Origin of the sequence: Pseudomonas sp. PB101, from assembly GCF_009764265.1 — a bacterium.
Taxonomy (GTDB): domain Bacteria; phylum Pseudomonadota; class Gammaproteobacteria; order Pseudomonadales; family Pseudomonadaceae; genus Aquipseudomonas.
Window position 1 is genome coordinate 99,114 of the sequence record NZ_RWIR01000045.1, and the last position, 23,029, is coordinate 122,142.

General features: G+C 60.1%; 21 protein-coding genes. 19 read left to right on the top strand and 2 right to left on the bottom strand.

The genetic code is table 11. The features are described 5' to 3' along the window. The first annotated feature begins 3 nt into the window (after positions 1–3). From fliR to EI969_RS13615, 17 genes are all read left to right on the top strand, one after another. Positions 4–786 carry a flagellar biosynthetic protein FliR gene (fliR, locus tag EI969_RS13535; protein ID WP_150716493.1) on the top strand — a complete coding sequence of 261 codons (783 nt, stop codon included), beginning with the start codon at positions 4–6 and terminating at the stop codon, positions 784–786. Between the two features lie 3 nt (positions 787–789). Next, complete coding sequence (gene flhB, locus EI969_RS13540; RefSeq protein WP_160388254.1) at positions 790–1,929, top strand: flagellar biosynthesis protein FlhB; 1,140 nt, start codon at positions 790–792, stop codon at positions 1,927–1,929. Positions 1,930–2,158: 229 nt separating this feature from the next. Further along, positions 2,159–4,288, top strand: a complete 2,130-nt coding sequence (gene flhA, locus EI969_RS13545; RefSeq protein ID WP_160388255.1) for a flagellar biosynthesis protein FlhA — start codon at positions 2,159–2,161, stop codon at positions 4,286–4,288. Between the two features lie 11 nt (positions 4,289–4,299). Next, entirely contained in the window at positions 4,300–5,628 is a 1,329-nt protein-coding gene (gene flhF, locus EI969_RS13550; RefSeq protein ID WP_160388256.1) for a flagellar biosynthesis protein FlhF, read from the top strand. 116 nt (positions 5,629–5,744) lie between these two features. Continuing rightward, positions 5,745–6,575 (top strand): flagellar synthesis regulator FleN, encoded by an 831-nt coding sequence (gene fleN, locus EI969_RS13555; protein WP_007975361.1) that lies wholly within the window; start codon positions 5,745–5,747, stop codon positions 6,573–6,575. Then, complete coding sequence (gene fliA, locus EI969_RS13560; protein ID WP_007894214.1) at positions 6,572–7,312, top strand: RNA polymerase sigma factor FliA; 741 nt, start codon at positions 6,572–6,574, stop codon at positions 7,310–7,312. The genes fleN and fliA overlap by 4 nt, the downstream gene beginning before the upstream one ends. A gap of 167 nt (positions 7,313–7,479) precedes the next feature. Continuing rightward, the gene (locus tag EI969_RS13565) at positions 7,480–7,851 is read left to right on the top strand and encodes a chemotaxis response regulator CheY (protein ID WP_003183998.1); all 372 of its coding nucleotides are present in this window, start codon (positions 7,480–7,482) and stop codon (positions 7,849–7,851) included. Between the two features lie 21 nt (positions 7,852–7,872). Then, entirely contained in the window at positions 7,873–8,661 is a 789-nt protein-coding gene (locus EI969_RS13570) for a protein phosphatase CheZ (protein ID WP_160388257.1), read from the top strand. Positions 8,662–8,715: 54 nt separating this feature from the next. Continuing rightward, a complete protein-coding gene (locus EI969_RS13575; protein ID WP_160388258.1) occupies positions 8,716–10,977 on the top strand; it encodes a chemotaxis protein CheA in 2,262 nt (753 codons plus the stop codon). A 48-nt stretch (positions 10,978–11,025) separates the two neighbouring features. Beyond that, positions 11,026–12,168 carry a chemotaxis response regulator protein-glutamate methylesterase gene (locus EI969_RS13580; RefSeq protein ID WP_160388259.1) on the top strand — a complete coding sequence of 381 codons (1,143 nt, stop codon included), beginning with the start codon at positions 11,026–11,028 and terminating at the stop codon, positions 12,166–12,168. Continuing rightward, positions 12,168–12,908 (top strand): flagellar motor protein, encoded by a 741-nt coding sequence (locus EI969_RS13585; RefSeq protein ID WP_007980738.1) that lies wholly within the window; start codon positions 12,168–12,170, stop codon positions 12,906–12,908. The genes EI969_RS13580 and EI969_RS13585 overlap by 1 nt, the downstream gene beginning before the upstream one ends. 12 nt (positions 12,909–12,920) lie before the next feature. Further along, entirely contained in the window at positions 12,921–13,811 is an 891-nt protein-coding gene (gene motD / locus EI969_RS13590; protein ID WP_150716486.1) for a flagellar motor protein MotD, read from the top strand. Between the two features lie 43 nt (positions 13,812–13,854). Continuing rightward, a complete protein-coding gene (locus tag EI969_RS13595) occupies positions 13,855–14,643 on the top strand; it encodes a ParA family protein (RefSeq protein WP_150716485.1) in 789 nt (262 codons plus the stop codon). Positions 14,644–14,769: 126 nt separating this feature from the next. Next, positions 14,770–15,708: a CheW domain-containing protein gene (locus EI969_RS13600; protein WP_160388260.1), complete on the top strand. Its 939-nt coding sequence runs from the start codon at positions 14,770–14,772 to the stop codon at positions 15,706–15,708. 73 nt (positions 15,709–15,781) lie between these two features. Continuing rightward, positions 15,782–16,267, top strand: a complete 486-nt coding sequence (locus EI969_RS13605; protein WP_007980742.1) for a chemotaxis protein CheW — start codon at positions 15,782–15,784, stop codon at positions 16,265–16,267. Then, positions 16,268–16,660, top strand: coding sequence for a DUF2802 domain-containing protein (locus EI969_RS13610; protein ID WP_160388261.1), 393 nt, complete (start codon positions 16,268–16,270; stop codon positions 16,658–16,660). A gap of 429 nt (positions 16,661–17,089) precedes the next feature. After that, entirely contained in the window at positions 17,090–19,543 is a 2,454-nt protein-coding gene (locus EI969_RS13615) for an RICIN domain-containing protein (RefSeq protein ID WP_160388262.1), read from the top strand. 55 nt (positions 19,544–19,598) lie between these two features. Here EI969_RS13615 and EI969_RS13620 read toward each other — a convergent pair whose 3' ends face one another. Together EI969_RS13620 and EI969_RS13625 are read right to left on the bottom strand one after the other, a co-directional pair. Beyond that, positions 19,599–19,928 (bottom strand): EscU/YscU/HrcU family type III secretion system export apparatus switch protein, encoded by a 330-nt coding sequence (locus EI969_RS13620; protein WP_160388263.1) that lies wholly within the window; start codon positions 19,926–19,928, stop codon positions 19,599–19,601. Beyond that, a complete protein-coding gene (locus EI969_RS13625; RefSeq protein ID WP_160388264.1) occupies positions 19,925–21,499 on the bottom strand; it encodes a flagellar hook-length control protein FliK in 1,575 nt (524 codons plus the stop codon). Before EI969_RS13625 ends, EI969_RS13620 begins: the two co-directional genes overlap by 4 nt. Positions 21,500–21,698: 199 nt before the next feature. On the opposite strand from EI969_RS13625, the gene ccmA reads away from it, so the two are divergent. Both ccmA and ccmB read left to right on the top strand, forming a co-directional pair. Further along, entirely contained in the window at positions 21,699–22,334 is a 636-nt protein-coding gene (gene ccmA / locus EI969_RS13630; RefSeq protein WP_160388265.1) for a cytochrome c biogenesis heme-transporting ATPase CcmA, read from the top strand. Continuing rightward, positions 22,331–22,999: a heme exporter protein CcmB gene (gene ccmB, locus EI969_RS13635; protein WP_007980754.1), complete on the top strand. Its 669-nt coding sequence runs from the start codon at positions 22,331–22,333 to the stop codon at positions 22,997–22,999. Before ccmA ends, ccmB begins: the two co-directional genes overlap by 4 nt. Positions 23,000–23,029: the final 30 nt, after the last annotated feature.

A 23,029-nucleotide genomic window follows, 5' to 3' on the forward strand; every position in this document is an offset into this window, starting at 1 on the left:
GCCATGTCACTGCTTGCGCTGACCGATACCCAGATCAGCACCTGGGTGGCGACATTCATGTTGCCGCTGTTTCGCGTCGGCTCCTTGCTGATGGTCATGCCGGTATTCGGCACGACCCTGCTGCCGCGGCGCATCCGCCTGTATTTCGCCCTGGCCATTACCGTGGTCATCGCGCCGGGCCTGCCACCGATGCCTCCGGTCAATCCGCTGGACTTGAGCGGGCTGCTGCTGATCGCCGAGCAAATCCTCATCGGCGCGGTGATGGGTTTTTCCCTGCAGCTGTTCTTCCAGGCCTTTGTGGTCGCCGGGCAGATCGTCGCGATCCAGATGGGCATGGGCTTCGCCTCGATGATCGACCCGGCCAACGGCGTATCGACGGCGGTGATCGGGCAATTCTTCACCATGCTGGTGACGCTGCTGTTCCTGTCCATGAACGGTCATCTGGTGGTGTTCGAGATCCTCACCGAGAGCTTCACCACGCTGCCGGTAGGCGGCGGCCTGATGGTCAATCACTACTGGGAGCTGGCCGGCAAGCTTGGCTGGGTGCTCGGTTCGGCGTTGTTGCTGGTGCTGCCGGCGATCACCGCGCTGCTGGTGGTCAACATCGCGTTTGGCGTCATGACCCGCGCGGCGCCGCAGTTGAACATTTTCTCGGTCGGCTTCCCGCTGATCCTGGTCCTGGGGCTGTTTATCGTCTGGGTCGGGCTGGCGGACATCCTCAATCAGTACCAACCGCTGGCCACCGAAGCCTTGCAGTTGTTGCGCGATATGGCACGGGCGAGCTGAGTCATGGCTGAGAGCGAAAGCGGTCAGGACAAAACAGAAGACCCCACGGAGAAGCGCAAGCAGGACTCCCGTGAAAAGGGTGAGGTAGCGCGCTCCAAGGAGCTCAACACCCTGGCGATCATGCTCGTCGGTGCCTCGGCGTTGCTGATTTTCGGCGGGGCCATGGCGCAGGACATGATGGAGCTGATGCGTCTCAACTTCTCGCTGCCGCGCGAAGTGATCCTGGATCAGCGCTCCATGGCCACCTACCTGATGCGCTCGGGGCAAATTGCCCTGTGGTCGATCCAGCCGGTGATGATCACCCTGGTGCTGGCCGCCATCATCGGTCCGATTTCCCTGGGCGGCTGGCTGTTCGCGGCGAGCTCCATGGCGCCCAAGTTCAGCCGCTTGAACCCCGGTCCCGGGCTCAAGCGCATGTTCTCGACCAAATCGCTGGTGGAGCTGATCAAGGCCCTGGCCAAATTCATCATCATCCTGTTCGTGGCGCTGGCGGTGTTGTCGTCGGACATCGACGACCTGCTGCGCATTGCCCATGAGCCCCTGGACATGGCAATCATCCATAGCCTGCAAGTGGTGGGCTGGAGCACCCTGTGGATGGCGTGCGGGTTGATCCTCATCGCCGTGGTGGACGTGCCGGTGCAACTCTGGGAAAGCCACAAGAAACTGTTGATGACCAAGCAGGAAGTGCGTGACGAGCACAAGGACCAGGATGGGCGGCCGGAGGTCAAGCAGCGGATTCGACAGCTGCAGCGCGAAATGTCCCAACGGCGGATGATGGCGGCGATTCCCGAGGCCGACGTGGTCATCACCAACCCGACGCACTACGCCGTGGCCCTCAAGTACGACCCGGAGAAGGGCAATGCGCCGGTGTTGCTGGCCAAGGGCAGCGACTTCCTGGCCCTGAAGATCCGCGAGATCGCGGCGGCCAACGAGATCCTGCTGCTGGAGTCGCCGGCGCTGGCGCGTTCGATCTACTACTCCACCGAACTGGAGCAGGAAATCCCCGGCGGGCTCTATCTGGCGGTTGCCCAGGTACTGGCTTACGTCTACCAGATCCGCCAGTACCGGGCGGGCAAGGGCAAGCGGCCGGATCCGCTCAAGGATGACCTGCCGATTCCGCCGGATCTGCGCCGCGATTCCTGAGTTTTGCGCTGCTGCTGATGGCCCCTTCGCTGGCAAGCCAGCTCCCACAGGTTCGGCGATAACTTGTGGGAGCGCGGCTTGCCCGCGAAGGCGTCAGTCCAGGCGATGCATATCCCCCTGAAAAAACACTCTATTTCTCCTGCCGCAAAAGTTGGAAAGCTTCTTGCAGTAGCCGCTCTGCGCCTGCTTCAGGCGTCAAAAGTTTGCTTTAAAGGAACGGGGAAAACCGGTGGATCGCTCTCAGTTAATCAACACAGCTCGCACAAACGTCGCCGACCTCAGTCGGGGCAATCTGGGCGTGCCGCTGTTGTTGCTGGTCATGCTGGCGATGATGATGTTGCCGGTGCCGCCGTTCCTGCTCGACGTGTTCTTCACCTTCAACATTGCCCTGTCCATCGTCGTGCTGCTGGTGTGCGTCTACGCCTTGCGCCCGCTGGATTTCGCGGTGTTCCCGACCATTCTGCTGGTGGCGACGCTGTTGCGCCTGGCGTTGAACGTGGCCTCCACGCGGGTGGTGATGCTTCACGGCCAGGACGGTCATGCGGCGGCCGGCAAGGTGATCCAGGCGTTCGGCGAGGTGGTGATCGGCGGTAACTACGTGGTCGGTATCGTGGTCTTCGCGATCTTGATGATCATCAACTTCGTCGTGGTGACCAAGGGTGCGGGGCGGATTTCCGAGGTGAGCGCGCGTTTCACCCTCGATGCGATGCCCGGCAAGCAAATGGCGATCGACGCCGACCTCAACGCCGGCCTGATCGATCAGGCCCAGGCCAAGGCGCGCCGCTCGGAAGTGGCCCAGGAGGCCGAGTTCTACGGCTCCATGGACGGTGCCAGCAAATTCGTCCGGGGTGACGCCATCGCCGGCCTGTTGATCCTGTTCATCAACCTGATCGGCGGCATGGCGGTCGGTATCTTCCAGCACGGCATGACCTTCGGCGACGCCGGCAAGGTGTATGCGCTGCTGACCATCGGTGACGGTTTGGTGGCGCAATTGCCATCACTGTTGTTATCGACAGCGGCGGCGATCATGGTGACCCGTGCTTCCGGTTCGGAAGACATGGGCAAGCAGATCAATCGGCAGATGTTCGCTTCGCCCAAGGCGCTGGCGGTGGCGGCAGGCCTGATGGCGGTCATGGGCCTGGTGCCCGGTATGCCGCACTTCTCGTTTCTCAGCATGGCGGCCATGGCGGCCGGTGGCGCCTACCTGTTCTGGAAGAAGCAGAACGTCGCCAAGGTGCAGGCCCTGCAAGAGGTCAAGCGCCAGCAGGAACTGCTGCCGTCGCCGGCCCGCGCCCAGGAAACCAAGGAGCTTGGCTGGGATGACGTGACGCCGATCGACATGATCGGCCTGGAAGTGGGTTATCGCCTGATTCCTTTGGTGGACCGCAACCAGGGCGGCCAGTTGCTGGCGCGGATCAAGGGGGTGCGCAAGAAGCTGTCCCAGGATCTGGGCTTCCTGATGCCGACCGTGCATATCCGCGACAACCTCGACCTGGCGCCAAGTGCCTATCGCCTGACCCTCATGGGCGTGATCCTGGCCGAAGCGGAGATTTACCCGGACCGCGAGCTGGCGATCAACCCGGGGCAGGTCTACGGCACGCTCAACGGCATTACCGCCAAAGATCCGGCTTTCGGCCTGGAGGCGGTCTGGATCGAAATCAGCCAGCGCGCCCAGGCACAATCGCTCGGATATACCGTGGTCGATGCCAGTACAGTGGTGGCCACCCACTTGAACCAGATACTCTACAAGCATTCCAGTGAACTGATCGGTCACGAAGAAGTGCAGCAACTCATGCAATTGCTGGCCAAAAGCTCGCCAAAGCTGGCCGAGGAGCTGGTGCCGGGCGTGGTTTCGCTGTCGCAGCTGCTCAAGGTGCTGCAAGCGCTGTTGGCCGAACAGGTGCCTGTGCGCGATATCCGCAGCATTGCCGAGGCGATCGCCAACAATGCCGCCAAGAGTCAAGATACCGCCGCGCTGGTGGCTGCCGTGCGGGTTGGCGTATCCCGTGCAATAGTCCAAAGCATTGTAGGCACTGAGTCGGAGCTGCCAGTTATCACGCTGGAGCCAAGGTTGGAACAGATATTGCTCAATAGTCTGCAGAAGGCAGGACAAGGCTCTGAAGAGGGCGTTCTGCTGGAGCCAAGCATGGCTGAGAAGCTGCAGCGCTCGCTGATCGACGCGGCGCAGCGCCAGGAGATGCAAGGTCAGCCGGTGATTCTGCTGGTGGCCGGTCCGGTTCGCGCGATGCTTTCGCGATTTGGACGGCTCGCAGTCCCGGGTTTGCACGTGTTGGCTTACCAGGAAATCCCTGACAACAAGCAAGTGACCATCGTTGCGACAGTAGGGCCCAACGGCTGAGGTAGTGGTTTATGCAAGTTAAGCGTTTTTTCGCCGCCGATATGCGTCAGGCCATGAAGCTGGTTCGTGATGAGCTGGGCGCTGATGCCGCCATTATTGGCAACCGGCGCATTGCTGGTGGTGTCGAGCTGACGGCTGCGCTGGATTACAAATTGTCGGCGCTGGCGCCGCGTGTTCCGAACATGGAGCTCGAAGACGAGCTGCGCAAGACTCAGTCGCGGATCGTCACCGCCCAGGCCGAATTGAGCCTGCGCAGCGATGGCGAGAGCGACAAGAGCACCAATCGCCAGTTGTTCGCCGGCTTGCCGCTGACCGCCGCCGAGCCGCTGATCGAACCGACGTACGCCGAACCCCGTCGCCCGGCACCGGCCGCAGCGCCGGCAGCCGGCGGCGTGGACCCGCGCGCGTTCGACTCGATGCGCTTCGAGCTCAACAGCCTGCGCGAACTCATGGAAGTACAACTCGGCTCCCTGGCCTGGAACCAGCTGCAAGGCAGCCGTCCGGACCAGGCCAACCTCTGGCGTCGCCTGCAACGCATCGGCCTGTCCGGCCCGCTGTCGCGCGACCTGCTGGCGCTGATCACCGACATCGAAGAGCCGCGTCAGGCCTGGCGCATGTTGCTGGCGCACCTGGCGCGGATGATCGCTACCCCGGAAGTCGAGCCGCTGGAAGAGGGCGGTGTGATCGCCATGGTCGGCCCTGCCGGCATGGGCAAGACCACCACCCTGGCCAAGCTGGCTGCGCGTTACGTGCTCAAGTACGGCGCGAACAACATTGCCCTGGTGAGCATGGACAGCTTCCGCATCGGCGCCCAGGAGCAGCTCAAGACCCTGGGGCGCATCCTCAATGTGCCGGTGACCCACGTCGATCCGGGCCAGTCCCTGGTGCAGGCGCTGGAACCCTTGCTGCGCAAGCGCGTGGTGCTGATCGATACCGCCGGCCTGCAGGCCAGCGACCCGGCCCTGCGCATGCAGCTCGAAAGCCTGGCCGGTCGGGGCATCCGCTCGAAAAATTATCTGGTTCTGGCAACCACCAGCCAGAAACAGGTTCTAACGGCCGCTTATCATAGTTACAAGCGTTGCGGGCTCGCCGGCTGCATCCTGACTAAACTGGATGAAACGGCAAGCCTGGGCGAGGTGTTGAGCCTCGCCATCAGTCATGAGCTGCCGGTGGCGTACCTGACCGATGGTCCGCGGATTCCGGATGATCTTCATCTGCCGCGCCGTCATCAGTTGGTCAGTCGCGCTGTCAGCGTGCAAATGCAGGAAGAACCCAGCGAAGAAGCCATGGCTGACATGTTCGCTGATATCTACCACAGCCCGACCAAGCAGGTTGGCTGAGGTAATAATGAATCGTTTTTGTACCTACATCGATGGTCTGCCATGCATTGTTCCGTTTGCGAACGCGCAGCCAGTAATGTGGCCTCCGTCTATGCAAGACAAGGTAAAGAAATAACATGGGCAGCATGCATCCCGTACAGGTGATCGCGGTGACCGGCGGCAAAGGTGGCGTCGGGAAAACTAACGTGTCAGTGAACTTGTCCCTGGCTTTGGCTGAGCTTGGCCGGCGCGTCATGCTGCTGGACGCCGACCTGGGACTGGCGAACGTCGATGTTCTGCTGGGCCTGACACCCAAACGTACCCTGGCCGACGTGATCGAGGGCCGCTGCGAACTGCGCGATGTATTGCTGCAGGGGCCAGGCGGCATCCGTATCGTTCCGGCCGCCTCCGGCACTCAGAGCATGGTGCACCTGAGCCCCGCGCAACACGCTGGCCTGATCCAGGCCTTCAGTGATATCGGCGACAACCTCGACGTGCTGGTGATCGACACCGCCGCGGGCATCGGCGAGTCGGTCGTCAGCTTCGTTCGCGCAGCCCAGGAAGTGCTGCTGGTGGTGTGCGACGAGCCGACCTCGATTACCGATGCCTACGCCTTGATCAAGTTGCTCAATCGCGACTACGGCATGAACCGCTTCCGCGTCCTGGCCAACATGGCCCAGAGCCCGCAGGAAGGGCGCAACCTGTTCGCCAAGTTGACCAAGGTCACCGATCGCTTCCTCGACGTCGCCCTGCAATACGTCGGCGCGGTGCCCTACGACGAAAGCGTGCGCAAGGCTGTGCAGAAGCAGCGCGCCGTCTACGAGGCGTTCCCGCGCTCCAAGTGCTCGCTGGCGTTCAAGGCCATCGCGCAGAAGGTCGATACCTGGCCGCTACCGGCCAACCCGCGCGGGCACCTGGAATTCTTCGTCGAGCGGCTCGTGCAGCAGACAGCAGGACCTGTGCTATGACAGCCAGCGGCTACAACCTCTACAAGAAGTCGGCACGCGATGCGCAGTACGAGCTGATCGAGCGTTACGCGCCGCTGGTTAAACGCATTGCTTACCACTTGCTGGCGCGCCTGCCGGCCAGTGTCCAGGTCGAAGACCTGATCCAGGCCGGGATGATCGGCCTGCTTGAAGTATCGACCAAATATGACGCCAGCAAAGGCGCCAGTTTCGAGACGTACGCGGGCATTCGAATCCGCGGCGCCATGCTCGATGAAGTGCGCAAGGGGGACTGGGCGCCACGTTCGGTCCACCGTAATACGCGCATGGTCAGCGATGCCATCCGCTCGATTGAAGCGAAAACCGGCCGTGACGCTAAAGATCACGAGGTTGCGGCCGAACTCCAATTGAGTCTCGACGATTACTACGGAATTTTGAACGACACCCTGGGCAGCCGCTTATTCAGTTTCGACGATCTGTTGCAGGACGGCGAACACGAAGGGCTGCACGAGGATGGCGCGAGTGCTCATCTCGAGCCGTCACGCGATCTGGAAGATGAACGTTTCCAGGCTGCGCTGGCGGATGCGATTGCCAATTTGCCGGAGCGTGAGCGACTGGTGTTGGCGCTGTACTACGACGAAGAGTTGAACCTCAAGGAAATCGGTGAGGTCCTGGGGGTCAGCGAATCGCGGGTCAGCCAGTTACACAGCCAGTGCGCGGCCCGTTTGCGGGGGCGTTTGGGGGAGTGGCGAGCGCGCTGAAGGCAGTGTGGGGACACTGCGAACGAGGCTGGTGTGGTGTTGAACTGCCCCGGTCGCGATCTGTTGTGCTCCAGACAGTCATTGAGTGCTTTGCCGGATTGATTGAAATGGCGCGTCCAGGTGCTGGGCGCGTTTAAGACTGCTTGGAGGTCGAATTGGACAAGAACATGAAAATCCTCATCGTTGATGACTTCTCAACGATGCGGCGGATCATCAAGAACCTGCTGCGTGACCTTGGGTTCACCAACACCGTCGAGGCCGACGATGGCACTACCGCCATTCCGGTGCTCAACAGCGGAAGCATCGACTTTCTGGTAACGGACTGGAACATGCCTGGCATGACCGGTATCGATCTGCTGCGCCACGTGCGCGCCGATGAAAAGCTCAAGCACCTGCCGGTGCTGATGGTGACCGCTGAAGCCAAGCGTGAGCAGATCATCGAAGCGGCCCAGGCCGGCGTTAACGGCTATGTGGTCAAACCCTTCACGGCCCAGGCGTTGAAAGAAAAAATCGAGAAGATTTTCGAACGCATCGGTTGATGAGTGCGCCACGGGGGAGCTATGGGCAATAACGAATCTTCATTGGGCGACTTTGAGTCGACCCTGAAAAAACACGCCGTCGAATTGGTCGCAAGTCTTGAAAAAGGCAAGTTCGGCGACGCCGTGCAATTGATCCATGAGCTCAACCAGACCCGTGACCGCGGCCTGTATCAGGAGGTGGGCAAGCTCACACGCGAGCTGCACAGCGCGATCGTCAATTTCCAGATTGACCCGCACATGCCGCAAGCCGAAGAAGTGTCGCAGATCACCGATGCCGCCGAGCGCCTGGGGTACGTTGTCAAGCTGACCGAAGCCGCGGCCAACCGCACCATGGACCTGGTGGAAAGTGCCACGCCGCTGGTCAACGGCCTGGCGGATGAAGCCCAGGCCTTGAGCGCGGACTGGGGGCGCTTCATGCGTCGTGAAGTCGGCGCCGAAGAGTTCCGCGAACTGGCCCGGCGGGTCGACGGCTTCCTGGCGCGCAGCGGCACGGACAACCGCGCGGTGTCGGGCAACCTCAACGACATCCTGCTCGCCCAGGATTACCAGGACCTCACGGGGCAAGTGATCAAGCGTGTGACCCAACTGGTCACCGAAGTCGAAAGCAACCTGCTCAAGCTCGTGCTGATGGCCAGTCAGGTGGACCGCTTTGCGGGCATCGAACATGACCGTGAAGCGATGCTTGCTGAAAAAGATCCACAAAAACATCTCTCTCAGGGTGAAGGTCCGCAGATTCATGCCGATAAAAGAGAAGACGTTGTGTCCGGTCAGGACGATGTGGACGATTTGTTATCCAGCCTTGGATTCTAGCGTTTTGGAATTTCAGGTTTTTTGGGTTTTTAGACCTGTAGGAGCACCCCCTTAATGAGCTTCGGCGCCGATGAAGAGATCCTTCAGGATTTCCTGGTTGAGGCCGGCGAGATTCTAGAGCAACTGTCCGAGCAACTGGTCGAGCTGGAAAGCCGTCCGGATGATGCGGATCTGCTCAATGCAATTTTTCGCGGTTTTCACACTGTAAAAGGGGGCGCCGGCTTCCTCCAGCTCAACGAGCTGGTGGAGTGCTGCCACATCGCCGAGAACGTGTTCGACATCCTGCGCAAGGGTGAGCGTCGCGTCGATTCGGAACTGATGGACGTGGTTCTCGAAGCGCTGGACGCGGTGAACGGCATGTTCAGCGAAGTCCGCGAGCGCAGCCCGATCACGGCTGCAACGCCAGAATTGCTGGCGGCGCTGGCCCGTCTGGCCGAGCCGCAATCGGCTGACGAGGCGGTCTCTGCGCCGGTCGCCGAGGTGATCGAAGAACCGGTGGCCGAAACCGCTTCCGACGACATCACCGATACCGAATTCGAACAACTGCTGGACTCGCTCAATGCCGTCAAGGCACAGGCCGAGGCGCCGGCGGTTGCCCAAGCACCTGCAAGCGAGGCACCTGCCAGCGACGAAATCACCGATGCCGAGTTCGAGTCGTTGCTCGATCAGTTGCACGGTAAAGGCCAGTTTGCCATCGATGCGGTTGCGCCGGCTCCGGCTGCGCCACAAGCACCGAAAGCGGCGGGCGACAGTTCCGATATTACTGATGACGAATTTGAAGCACTGCTGGACCAGCTGCATGGCAAAGGCAACTTTGCCGTCGAGGCACTGGAGTCGGCCATCGCTTCGGTGCCTGCAGCCGCAGCACCCAGCGCGGCGGCGGCCGGCGGCGATCTGATTTCCGATCACGAGTTCGAAGCACTGCTCGACGAACTGCACGGCAAGGGCAAGTTCAGCGAAGTCGGCACCGCGGCGGTGGCCAACGGTTCGAACGCGACTACTGTTGCGGCAGCGCCAGCCAAGGCGGCGGCACCGAAACCGGTCGCCAAGGCCCCGGAGCCAAAAGCCCAGGCCCCGGCAGCCGCTGCTGCCCCGGCTGCGGCTCGCGCCCCGGCCGCGCCACCGGCGGAAAAACCGGCGAGCGAAGCCGAGACCACCGTACGCGTCGACACTGCGCGTCTCGACGAGATCATGAACATGGTCGGCGAGTTGGTGCTGGTGCGTAACCGCCTGGTCCGCCTGGGCCTCAACAGCGGCGACGAAGCCATGTCCAAGGCCGTGTCGAACCTCGACGTAGTCACGGCCGACCTGCAGACCGCGGTCATGAAGACCCGGATGCAACCGATCAAGAAAGTCTTCGGGCGCTTCCCGCGCCTGGTTCGTGACCTGGCCCGCCAGCTCAAGAAAGAGATCAACCTGGAACTGGTCGGCGAAGAAACCGACCTCGACAAGAACCTCGTCGAGGCCCTGGCCGACCCGTTGGTCCACTTGGTGCGCAACGCGGTCGACCACGGCATCGAATCGCCGGAAGAACGCGAAGCCTCGGGCAAGGCTCGTGGCGGCAAGGTGATCCTGGCGGCCGAGCAGGAGGGCGATCACATCCTGCTGTCTATCTCCGACGACGGCAAAGGCATGGACCCGAATGTCCTGCGTTCGATCGCGGTGAAACGCGGTGTGATGGACAAGGATGCCGCCGATCGCCTGAGCGACACCGAATGCTACAACCTGATCTTCGCCCCGGGTTTCTCGACCAAGACCGAGATCTCCGACGTATCCGGTCGCGGCGTGGGCATGGACGTGGTGAAAACCAAGATTTCCCAGCTCAACGGCTCGATCAACATCTACTCGGCCAAGGGCCAGGGTTCGAAGATCGTCATCAAGGTGCCGCTGACCCTGGCGATCATGCCGACGCTGATGGTCATGCTCGGCAACCAGGCGTTCGCGTTCCCGCTGGTGAACGTCAACGAGATCTTCCACCTCGACCTGTCGACCACCAACGTGGTGGACGGCCAGGAAGTGGTGATCGTGCGGGACAAGGCCCTGCCTTTGTTCTACCTCAAACGCTGGCTGGTCAGCTCCGCCGCTCACGAAGAGCAGCGCGAAGGCCATGTGGTGATCCTTTCGGTGGGCACCCAGCGGATCGGCTTTGTCGTCGATCAACTGGTGGGCCAGGAAGAAGTGGTCATCAAGCCGTTGGGCAAAATGCTCCAGGGAACGCCGGGCATGTCCGGCGCCACCATCACCGGTGACGGCCGCATCGCGCTGATTCTCGATGTACCGAGCATGCTCAAGCGTTACGCCACACGGCGTATTTGATTCTGGTGGAGCGGGGCGCCTGGCCTCGCTCCATCTAATGGAGTGTTTATGGCAGTCAAAGTCCTGGTGGTGGACGATTCGGGGTTTTTCCGCCGCCGCGTCTCGGAAATTCTTTCAGCGGATTCCAATATCCAGGTCGTCGGTACGGCGACCAACGGCAAAGAGGCGATCGATCAGGCACTGGCCCTCAAGCCAGACGTGATCACCATGGACTACGAGATGCCGATGATGGACGGCATCACCGCCGTGCGGCACATCATGCAGCGCTGCCCGACCCCGGTGTTGATGTTTTCCTCGCTCACCCACGAAGGCGCCCGGGTCACCCTCGATGCGCTGGATGCCGGCGCGGTGGACTTCCTGCCGAAGAATTTCGAAGACATCTCGCGCAACCCCGAGAAGGTCAAGCAACTGCTGTGCGAGAAGATTCTGAGCATCTCGCGCAGCAATCGTCGTGTCAGTCACTACAGCGCTCCGGCGCCTGTCGCTGCGCCAGCCCCGACACCTGCACCTGCGCCTTCGAGCGTCGGCAGTTTTGCCAGCAGCGCGCCTGTGCGTGCGGCACCGGCACCGATCCCGGTGCGTACGCATGCGCATGCGGCCACTGCGTCGTCGCCCACGCCGAAACGCAAAAACTACAAGCTGGTGGCCATCGGTACGTCCACCGGCGGCCCGGTTGCGCTGCAACGGGTGTTGACCCAATTGCCGGCCAACTTCCCGGCGCCGATCGTGCTGGTCCAGCACATGCCGGCGGCCTTCACCAAGGCCTTCGCCGAGCGCCTGGACAAGCTCTGCCGCATCAGCGTCAAGGAAGCCGAGGATGGCGACATCCTGCGTCCGGGCCTGGCTTTGCTGGCGCCGGGTGGCAAACAGATGATGATCGACGGCCGCGGCGCGGTGAAAATCCTCCCGGGTGACGAGCGTCTGAACTACAAACCGTGCGTGGACATCACCTTCGGTTCGGCAGCCAAGACCTACGGCGACAAAGTTCTGGCGGTCGTCCTGACCGGCATGGGCGCCGACGGCCGTGAGGGCGCGCGCCTGCTCAAGCAGGGCGGCAGTTCGATCTGGGCACAGGACGAAGCCAGTTGCGTGATCTATGGCATGCCGATGGCCATCGTCAAGGCTGAACTCGCCGACGCGGTGTACAGCCTCGACGACATTGGCAAGCACCTGGTCGAGGCCTGTCTCTGATGGATGTTCTAAGCCTGATCGGCATCATCATGGCCTTTGTCGCCATTATTGGCGGCAATTACCTGGAAGGCGGTCATCTCGGCGCCCTGGCCAACGGCCCGGCAGCGCTGATCGTGCTCGGCGGCACCATCGGTGCGGCGCTGCTGCAATCGCCGATGAGCGCCTTCAAGCGCGCCATGCAGATCCTTGCCTGGATCCTGTTCCCGCCACGCGTGGACCTGGCCGGCGGCATCGACCGCGTGGTCAACTGGAGCCTGACGGCGCGCAAGGAAGGCCTGCTGGGCCTGGAAGGCATCGCCGACGCCGAACCCGACAACTACGCGCGCAAAGGCCTGCAACTGCTGGTCGACGGCGCCGAGCCGGAAGCGATCCGGAGCATTCTGGAAGTGGATTTCTACACCCAGGAAAGCCGTGATATCGAAGCGGCCAAGGTCTTCGAAAGCATGGGCGGTTACGCGCCGACCATCGGCATCATCGGTGCGGTGATGGGCCTGATTCACGTCATGGGCAACCTGGGTGATCCGTCGCAACTGGGTAACGGCATCGCCGTGGCCTTCGTCGCCACCATCTACGGCGTGGCCAGTGCCAACCTGGTGCTGCTGCCGATTGCCGCCAAACTCAAAGCCATCGCGCTGCGCCAGTCGCGTTATCGCGAAATGTTGCTGGAAGGACTGCTGTCGATCGCCGAAGGTGAAAACCCTCGCTCCATCGAGTTGAAGCTCCAGGGCTTCATGGATTAAGGGAATAAACTCATGGCCCGTCGTCGACATCAGGAAGAGCATGTAAACCATGAACGTTGGCTGGTTTCCTATGCCGACTTCATCACCTTGCTGTTTGCTTTCTTCGTGGTGATGTACTCGATCTCGTCGATCAACGAAGGCAAGTACAAGGTCATTTCCGAGGCGCTGGTCGGGGTCTTTACCGACTCCGATCGTTCGCTCAAGCCGATCCCCATCGGTGACGAACGGCCGAAGACCGTGACCCCGGCCAAGCCGCTGGTCAAGGACAGCGACCAGGTCGATGCCGGTGTCTCCGGCGCCAGCGATCCGCTCAAAAGCATCGCCGACGACATCAGCGCGGCGTTCGGCGACCTGATCAGCTCCAACCAGATGACCGTGCGCGGCAACGAGTTGTGGGTCGAGATCGAGCTCAATTCCAGCCTGTTGTTCGGCAGCGGCGACGCCATGCCCAGCGACATCGCGTTCAACATCATCGACAAGGTCGCAGCGATCCTCAAGCCGTTCGACAACCCGATTCATGTCGAAGGCTTCACCGACGATCAACCGATCCGCACCGCGCAGTACCCGACCAACTGGGAGCTCTCTTCGGCCCGCTCGGCGAGCATCGTGCGCATGCTGGCGATGCAGGGGGTGAACCCCGGTCGCCTGGCTTCGGTGGGTTATGGCGAGTTCCAGCCGGTGGCCAACAATGCCACCGCTGAAGGCCGCGCACGCAACCGTCGGGTGGTGCTGGTGGTGTCGCGCAACCTCGATGTGCGCCGCAGCCTGACCGGCACCGGAACCGCCAATGCGCAACCGGATGCCGCCTTGAAGCGTGCTGGCACACAAACTGCACCGACCCCGGTCAAGTCGCCGGTACGAGAGAACGCCGTCAATTCTCCGTCGCCCGCATTAACACGTTGAGCTATTTCTCGGTCGATCCGTTCGGCCGGGAGGAACAATCCGAATGAGAGTCTGGGCAGTCGCCAATCAAAAGGGTGGTGTCGGTAAAACCACTTCCTCCATCGCTTTAGCCGGGTTACTGGCCGAGGCGGGCAAGCGCGTGGTCGTGGTCGACCTCGATCCCCACGGCTCCATGACCAGCTACTTCGGCTACGACCCCGATACCCTGGAACACAGCAACTACGACCTGTTCCTGCACAAGGGCAACGTGCCCCAGGGTTTGCCGGGTCAACTGCTGCTGTCGACCAGTGACGAACGCATCTCCCTGTTGCCCTCCAGCACCGCGCTGGCCACCCTTGAGCGCCAGTCGCCGGGGCAGAGCGGTCTGGGCCTGGTGATTGCCAAGAGCCTGGCGCAACTGTGGCAGGACTTCGATTACGCGGTGATCGACAGCCCGCCATTGCTCGGCGTGCTGATGGTCAATGCCTTGGCGGCGAGCCAGCAACTGGTGATCCCGGTGCAGACCGAACACCTGGCGGTCAAGGGCCTGGAGCGCATGGTCAACACCCTGGCAATGATCAACCGCTCGCGCAAGCAGGCGCTCCCGTTCACCATCGTGCCGACGCTGTTTGACCGCCGCACCCAGGCCTCCCTCGGCACCTTGCGTGTACTGCGCGACAAATTCCCCGACGATATCTGGCAAGGCTATATCCCGGTGGACACGCGCCTGCGCGATGCCAGCCGCGCCGGGCTGACGCCTTCGCAGTTCGACGGCAAAAGCCGTGGCGTTCTCGCTTACCGTGCGTTGCTCAAGCACCTGTTAGCGGCACAACTCGTTCCGCAGGTGGCCTGACATGACCCCGATCCCTGTAGGAGCGAGCTTGCTCGCGATGAACCTGAGCGCACCACGGGGTGTCAGGTTTCCCGAGTCATCGTTGACGACCATCGCGAGCAGGCTCGCTCCTACAGGTGTGCGCGCATGAGCCGCCCATTGAAGACTACCTCGCGCCCGCAACTGGCCTTGCAGTCCTACCTGGACAGCCTGCTGCAGGAAGTGACTGAAGAGTTGACGCTGCCCCTGGAGGCAATGGCCGAGGAGATCGCCGCCGACACCGTGCTGGACGAGTTCCAGGCTGCCGTGCTCGAAGAACAGGCCCGGGATGCGCAGAAAACCGCGCCCGTGGTTGCGCCAGTCGCACCGGTGGCCAAGGTGCCGGTGGCTGTGGTCGAAGCGCCGGAGCCCGTTCTGGCACCGGTATCGACCCTTGCGCCGCTGTTGCAAACCCTGAGCGCTCCCGTCATTGAAACGCCTGTGGCGCTGGAGACTCCGGTTATCGAGGAGCCTCAGGCGCTGGTGCCGCCAATCGTCGAAGTGCACCTGCCACCGAGCAACACGCCGCCTCCGGTCGATTCCGATGGTCGTCCGTCCTGGGCCGCCGAGCCTTTCGAATGCCTGCTGTTCGATGTCGCCGGCTTGACCCTGGCGGTGCCGCTGGTGTGCCTGGGGTCGATCTATTCCCTGGCCGGTCACGAGTTGACGCCGCTGTTCGGCCAGCCGGAATGGTTCCTCGGCATCCTGCCGAGCCAGGCCGGCAACCTCAAGGTGCTCGATACCGCGCGCTGGGTCATGCCCGATCGCTACCGCGACGATTTCAAGCAGGGCCTGCAATACGTGATTTCGGTGCAAGGCTACGAGTGGGGGCTGGCGGTGCATCAGGTCAGCCGCTCGTTGCGCCTGGACCCGAATGAAATCAAATGGAGAAGTCACCGGGGCCAGCGGCCATGGCTCGCCGGCACGGTGATCGAACACATGTGCGCCTTGCTCGATGTCGCCTCCCTGGCCGAGTTGATCGCCAGTGGTGGGGCAAAGCACATGTCCGGCAGCAAGCCGAACCAAAAACCGATAAACATCAGATAAACAACAGGCGACGCCACTCGATGGCGTTGCACGGAACACACACCGCCAGGGCGGTTTCTTGAGGGGTCAGGGTATGAATGACAAGGCAACGGCGGCAAAAGGTTCCGAAGATCCGATCCTGCAATGGGTCACCTTCAAGCTGGACAACGAGACCTACGGCATCAACGTGATGCGCGTTCAGGAAGTGTTGCGCTACACCGAAATCGCCCCGGTCCCGGGTGCCCCGAGCTACGTGCTGGGCATCATCAACCTGCGCGGCAACGTCGTCACCGTGATCGACACCCGCCAGCGCTTCGGCCTGATGAATGCCGAGATCAGCGACAACACCCGTATCGTCATCATCGAAGCCGACAAGCAGGTGGTCGGGATCATGGTCGACAGCGTGGCCGAAGTGGTTTACCTGCGTCAGTCGGAAATCGAAACCGCACCGAACGTGGGTAACGAAGAGTCCGCCAAGTTCATTCAAGGCGTATGCAACAAGAACAACGAATTGCTCATCCTGGTCGAGCTCGACAAGATGATGAGCGAAGAAGAATGGTCGGAACTGGAGAGTATCTGATTGATTCTCGAGGTTGCGGTCATTGTCCTGTTCCTGTTCTGGGCAGGCACGCTGGCAATGTTTCTGGGCTACATTCGCGCGCAGAAGCAGATCGCCGCGCAACAGGCCCAGGGTGATGCGCTGCGCGACCAGCGCATCAAGGACCTGGGCAAACGCGTTGACAACTACCAGAACGGCAACGTGCGCATGGGTGAAGACCTGCATGAGCTGCGCGCGATCGTCGCGCCGTTGCCGGACAAACTGGCGCAGCTGGAGCAACGCGATCCGACCAGCCTGTCGTTTGCCCAGGCAGCGCGGCTGGTGGGCATGGGCGCCAGCGTCGACGAACTGACCCAGTCCTGCGGCTTGACCCAGGCTGAGGCGGAGTTGATGAGCAAGCTGCACAAGAACTGATTCTTGCGCTTGGCCTGCGATCCACTTCGCGGGCAAGCCCGCTCCCACACTGGATCAATGTCGTACACAAAATTTGTCCTCACAGAAGACCAAATGTGGCAGCAACTGTCTTGACCATGCCACTCGTCATCGCCATTCGGCACCTTCCCGCAACATGGCATTCAGCCTGATCAGCAAGACACAAATGCAGGCAAGAGCGCGACTTTCGCGCTCTTGCCTCGCTCCCGATCATTGCCTGCTTCAAAAATCACACCGCACTCAGTGACCGCTCGTCTCAACTGGTATTTCTGACAGTAGTAAAGTGCGCTGGACGTAATAATACTCGAACATTATTTGGTGACGTTGGATTGGACTTTTCGTTCTAGTGCAAAGGGTTGGTTTTCTATCTGTCCGTGAATGATTACCGCTCTATTAATGGAGGACTCGTGTATGGAAACCAAGCTGGAGTATGGGGTTAAACTTTTTTTGCTGCGGCGTGCAAGAGCATTGGCGATACTGGTGCTCGCATTGAGTGGCACCGCTTTCGCAAGTGAGTCATTTAAGATAATTCCCTACGGTGGGTTGAATCCAGAACGTGCAGCTTGTTCTGGAAATCATCTTGTTAGTGTTGTCGCTCATATGGATGATGATCTGCTATTTGTTGAATCCGGCATATCAGAGGTCTTGGCTCAAGGTGGTTGTGTTACGGTTATTTTTATGGTTGGTGGGAGTTCTGGAGCGGGGTTTGAGTATGTGCTGAAACGAGAAAGAGCCTCCGAAAAAGCTTACGAAAGGATGCTGGGAGTCCGTACGGAATGGGCACCTTCTATAATTGAAGTCGGTCTCGTGAGCTTGAGAAGTGTAGTGGCTACTGCTAATTCAAGGTTAAGGTTGATTTTTTTAAGGGTGAAAGGTGGGCATGTCAGAGGTGGAGAAGTTCCTTTGGCAGATATGTTTGATTCTAACAGTCATGTGGTTAGCTGGTCGTATACAAATGATGTCTCGGGCCCAGCGAATATTTATACCAAGGCTACATTGGTTATGAACCTGGCGAAAATTATCGAGGGGTTGGGTGCAACGAAAGTGTATGCCTTGAATCCTGATACAACTCCCTATATTGAACACCCGGATCATATTTACTCAGCCCGATTTGCGCGTGCTGCTCTTCGTAATGTGAGTCGAGATATTCCGGTTGCCTATCATGAAACCTATCCATCCGCCGGCGGTGTTGCATCGCTATCTCCAGAGGCTACACAGCGTAAGCGCGATATCGCTGCTACCTATTTTCATTATGAAGGAGCGGAGCCGGTAAGCAGTGTCTTTAGTGAGGCTACGTGGAATGGGAATTGGGTGGCTCGCAGGAATTTTAAACTGAGCAACGCTCACGAATTAGTACCAGAGGTAAACATCCCGCTGGAGCCTTTGGTTAACTTTGAAACTCAGCGGTGTTTGACTTCTAATGGAGAGGGAACAGAACCAGTCCTGTATGGGTGTAAGAAAGACGATGCACAGCTTTGGTCGTTTGTGCCCTCGTCAATCAAAGTGGGAGAAATGGGGGCTGCACTGTTAAAGAGTAAGTCGGGGCAGTGTGTTGCGATTGAAAATAATAGGTTAATCGAAAGGGGCTGCTCTGGAGGTGATGTCGCCCAGCAATGGACACCATGGGATTTCGGAAAAATATTTACGCCGCCGGTAGGCGCCGGTCGTTGCCTTGATGCATCGGCTGAATCATTAGTTAGCCATTGTGCACAGTTCAATGGTGCCGCGTTATGGACAAGGAAAATAATTAATGTCGATAGCGACACAAAAGTCGAAGTTGCATTGGTAGGCGATGTTGTTGGTGATGGAACAAGTAGTTTGGTGAAGGTGATCAGGCGTTCGGACGGCCCAGGGGTCGATGTATGGGTCTCTTCAACTAAAGATGGAATGGTTGAAAGTAAAGAGTGGTATGCAGGGCGAGTGGCTTTTGATGCGGAGTCTTTACAGTTTACGTGTGGAAATAATGAAATTTGTTATGATCAATCTCGTTATTTGCTGGCTGATTTTGATGGTGATGGCAAGGCTGATTTAATGGCAATTTCACCGGGAAAAGGCGGCGGAACTCTGTTCAGTCTGATGAAGAACCTTAACAATAATTTCGACCATCCTGAAGTATGGGCGACGTTAACTTCTCCATTTGATTATGAGCTTGCCCAGCAATACTTGGCGGGTGACTTTCGTGGTGTCGGCAAACAGGATGTGTTGATTGCGCATACCCGTGGCGATTCAGGTTTGAATTTTTGGGTGATGACGAATGAAGGAGGGGGGTTGAACGCTCCTTCCCTTTGGGCTCAAGCAGCAGGCCTTGGCAAGGCCGCGCATCTTTTTGTGGTTAATTCCGAGGGGGATGGTTTTTCAGATGTACTTGCGGTTGACTCGGTTGATGAGCATTTGAGGATGTCAGTACTTAAAAGTACGGGAAGCGGGTTTGTTGTTGGTCCGCCAAGAAATTACGTTGATTTTCACTATGCTCGATCAAAAATCGTCACAGTTAACTCACCTGTTACTCATCTGACGGATGTTTGGGTTTTGCACGCAAGGGGCGACGGGGCTGCAACTAATTTTTGGAGGCTTGCCAATAATGGTGATGGATCATTTACGCCATCTGGATCTCCTGTCTACCAGGATGCTTCTCTAGCGTGGGCCGATATACAGCCCTATGCACGAACGTCAGGGACAGGTAGTCAAATTTTACTGGTCCATCGTGTTAATAACCCCGTTGGGGAATATTATTGGCGAGTGGGTCCTGTCGGCGTGAAAGCGCTTAATCTGAATGCTACCGGAGTTCCATTGGATTTAATTAATTATGGTCAATTAGGCCTGTTTCAGTGGGCGAATCTGAAATGGCGGGCTCGTTTGAATTGAAAGAGGAACCGTGCGGATTTATATGAGCAGTGCAACATGGCGATGTGTAAAGTAGTTAGTAGTCATCGCCACGTTCCGTTATGTCTTTTTCCTGCAAGGGCATCTGCGGCCCTATCGCCGTCGGAAACTTCCCCTTCAAACTCCACGCAAACGCAATGATCTCGGCAATCGTCAGATAGAGCTCCTGGGGAATGCTGTCCCCCAGTTCCATTCTCGCCAACAGTCTCACCAGTTCGGCGTTTTCGTAGATCGGCACTTCGCAGTCGCGGGCGATGCGCAGGATTTCTTCCGCGAGCTCCTCGTCGCCCTTGGCGGTGAGGGTCGGGGCGTGGGTGCCGTCGTATTTGAGGGAGATGGCCTGGCGTGGGGTGTTGGGGTTTTTCATGCGGTTTCGTCGACCCAGCGTTGTTCGAGGCGGGTTTGTGGGCCTTGGGGTGGCGTGCCGAGGTGGCAATCGAGGTCGCCGACGTTGAGGCCGGCGGACAGCAGGCGATCACGCAGCCCGGCCAGGTTGCTTTCGATCAGGCTGGCGGTGTACGGCTTTTCGGCCCAGAGCTGGCCGGAAAGGCTGCCGGTGATCAGTTGCGCCTGGATTTGCAGCGGCCCCAAGGGCTCCATGGCGAAGGCCAGTTCCACTCGCCACAGCTGTTGCTTGGGTTCGCGTTCTTCGCGACGTTCCTTTGGCTGTTCTTTTTCGGGTGAGTCTTCACGCTGGAACTTGACCTGCAGCGGCACGATGTCTTGCATGTTGCGCATCGGGATTTCCATCTGCCAGGTGCTCATCAGCCGTCCGTCGGCGGTGACGCCGGTTTGCTCCAGGCTCGACAGCTGATGGCTTTGCAGGCGCGAAACCGCGGCGGCGGCCAGGCGCAGAAGGTGTTCGAGGTCGCCTTCACCGTCGGAGCTTTGCAGCAGGCGTTCGGGCAGCGGGAAGCCGCTCGGCGACGGTTTGGCACTGACCTGGCCGAGCATGCCCAGGGCATTGCGGACAAAATTCGGCATGGCCTGGGCCAGGGTATTGGCGGCGATGATCGCGCCGAGGCTGGTGTTGGCCGGCAAGCCCTGACTCAGTTGCGCGACCAGTTTGAGCAAATCGCCTTTCATGTCCGGCGTCAGCGTCGGGTTTTGCCCGCTCAACAGTTTGCTTTCGAGAAAAGCGCCGCTGCCGGCCAGCGCCAGCGCCAGGCCCTTGGCAGTGCTCAGTTGCTGGACATCCGGCAGGCCGGCGAGCAGGCGGGTGGCGGCGCTGCGCAGTTCGGTGGAGGTCTGGTCCGAGGCAGGAAGGTTCTGCAGTAGCTTGAGCAAGCCATCCAGCGAGCCCTGGCGGCTTTGCTGGTCGACCAGTTGCCGGGTCACCGCCAGTTGTTCCTGGCGGCTGCTCAGTGGCACGAATTTCAATGTCTGGCTGTCCTGCACCTGCGCACTCAGCAGGGTGCCGATGCGCAAGGGCTGCGAACTGTCGATGTTCAGGGTGCTGCCGCTCAGTGCGGTGTTGAGCAGGCTCACCATCGAGCGAAACACCATGGGCTGGCCCGGCACCTGCGGCAGCACTTGCGAGGTCAGCACCTTGCCCTGCAGCAGGGTGCCCACGGGCAATTGCGCGGTATCGATGCGGGTGAGGGTGGCAACACTGGAGGCAATGGCCTGTTGCACCGTCACGGCCAGGTTGCCGGCCGAGGGCTGGCTGACGAGCAGCGTCGTGCCCTGGGCGAGCGGTTGATTGCTGGTGGTCTGGACCGTGGTCTGGCGTCCGCTGTCGAGGGTGACCTTGAGCAGCATCTGGAAAGTCTGATCCGCCTGCTTGAGCGACAGCACTTCGGCCTGGGCGGTCTGACCGACGCTGATCAAACCTTCCACCGGCGTCAGCAACTTGAGCAGTTCACCGCTGACCGCCGGCGCACGCGAGGTCGCCGGGAGGGTTTGCGGTAGCGGGAGGATGTTCATTTCGCCTGTCATACGCGGTCACAACCTGAGGAAAATGCACTCTTTAGAGTAGGATCTGGCATGTATAATGCCGCGCCGTTGTATCCAAAAATGGCGAAAACTTTGCAATTGTTTGACGCAGCTCTCTAGAACAAGACGTCATTGCATCTATGCTGCATCTCTTTAACGGCCGCGCCAGTGCCGACTTGAACCGTATAAGGCCCGTGAACCCTTGACCAGTCCTGTCCTGCAAACCGTTGCCCTTGCCTGTGAGCGAGACCTTCGGCTGCTCTTCGAAAATCTCGATTTGCGACTGGCCAGTGGCGAAATGGTACAAATCAGCGGCCCCAACGGCAGCGGCAAGACCAGCCTGTTGCGCCTGCTCTCGGGGCTGATGCAGCCGACCGCCGGTCAGGTGCTGCTCAACGGCCAGCCGCTGAACGAGCAACGCGGTGAGCTGGCGCGCAACCTGCTGTGGATCGGCCACGCGGCCGGGATCAAGGATTTGCTGACGCCGGAAGAGAACCTGAGCTGGCTGTGTGCCTTGCATCACCCGGCAAGCCATGAGGCGATCTGGCAGGCGCTGGCCGCGGTCGGGCTGCGTGGTTTCGAGGATGTTCCCTGTCATACGTTGTCCGCTGGTCAGCAGCGCCGCGTCGCGCTGGCGCGCCTGTACCTGGACAGCCCGCCGCTGTGGATCCTCGATGAACCCTTTACCGCCCTCGACAAGCAGGGCGTTGCGCAACTTGAAGAACACCTGGCCGGCCACTGCGAGCGCGGCGGCATGGTGGTGTTGACCACTCATCACACGCTGAGCCGGATGCCGGCCGGTTATCGTGACATCGATCTGGGGAGCTGGGCCGTATGAGTGTTTTCGGCCTGTTGGTCGCCCGTGAGGCCCGTCTGCTGTTCCGCCGTCCTGCGGAGCTGGCCAATCCGTTGGTTTTCTTCGCCATTGTGGTTTCGCTGTTCCCGCTGGCGGTCGGCCCCGAGTCTCAATTGTTGCAAACCTTGTCTCCGGGGCTGGTCTGGGTCGCGGCTCTTTTATCGGTTTTGCTCTCGCTGGACGGGCTTTTCCGCAGTGATTTCGAAGACGGATCCCTCGAACAGTGGGTCCTTTCGCCGCACCCCCTGGCTCTTCTGGTTTTGGCCAAGGTGCTGGCACACTGGGCTTTTTCCGGCCTGGCACTGGTTTTGCTCGCACCCTTGCTGGCGTTGATGCTCGGTTTGCCTGCCGCCTGTCTGCCGGTGTTGCTGCTTTCGCTGCTGCTCGGTACACCGGTACTGAGCCTGCTCGGTGCGGTGGGGGCGGCACTGACCGTGGGCCTGAAGCGCGGTGGCCTGTTACTGGCACTGCTGATTCTGCCGCTGTACATCCCGGTGTTGATCCTTGGCAGTGGCGCCTTGCAGGCTGCCTTGCAGGGCATGCCGGCGACCGGTTATCTGTTGTGGCTTGGTAGCCTGACCGCCCTGGCGATAACCCTGACACCCTTTGCAATAGCTGCTGGCCTGAAGATCAGCGTCGGCGAATAATGAGGTCTGATCAAATTTTGATCAGCAAAG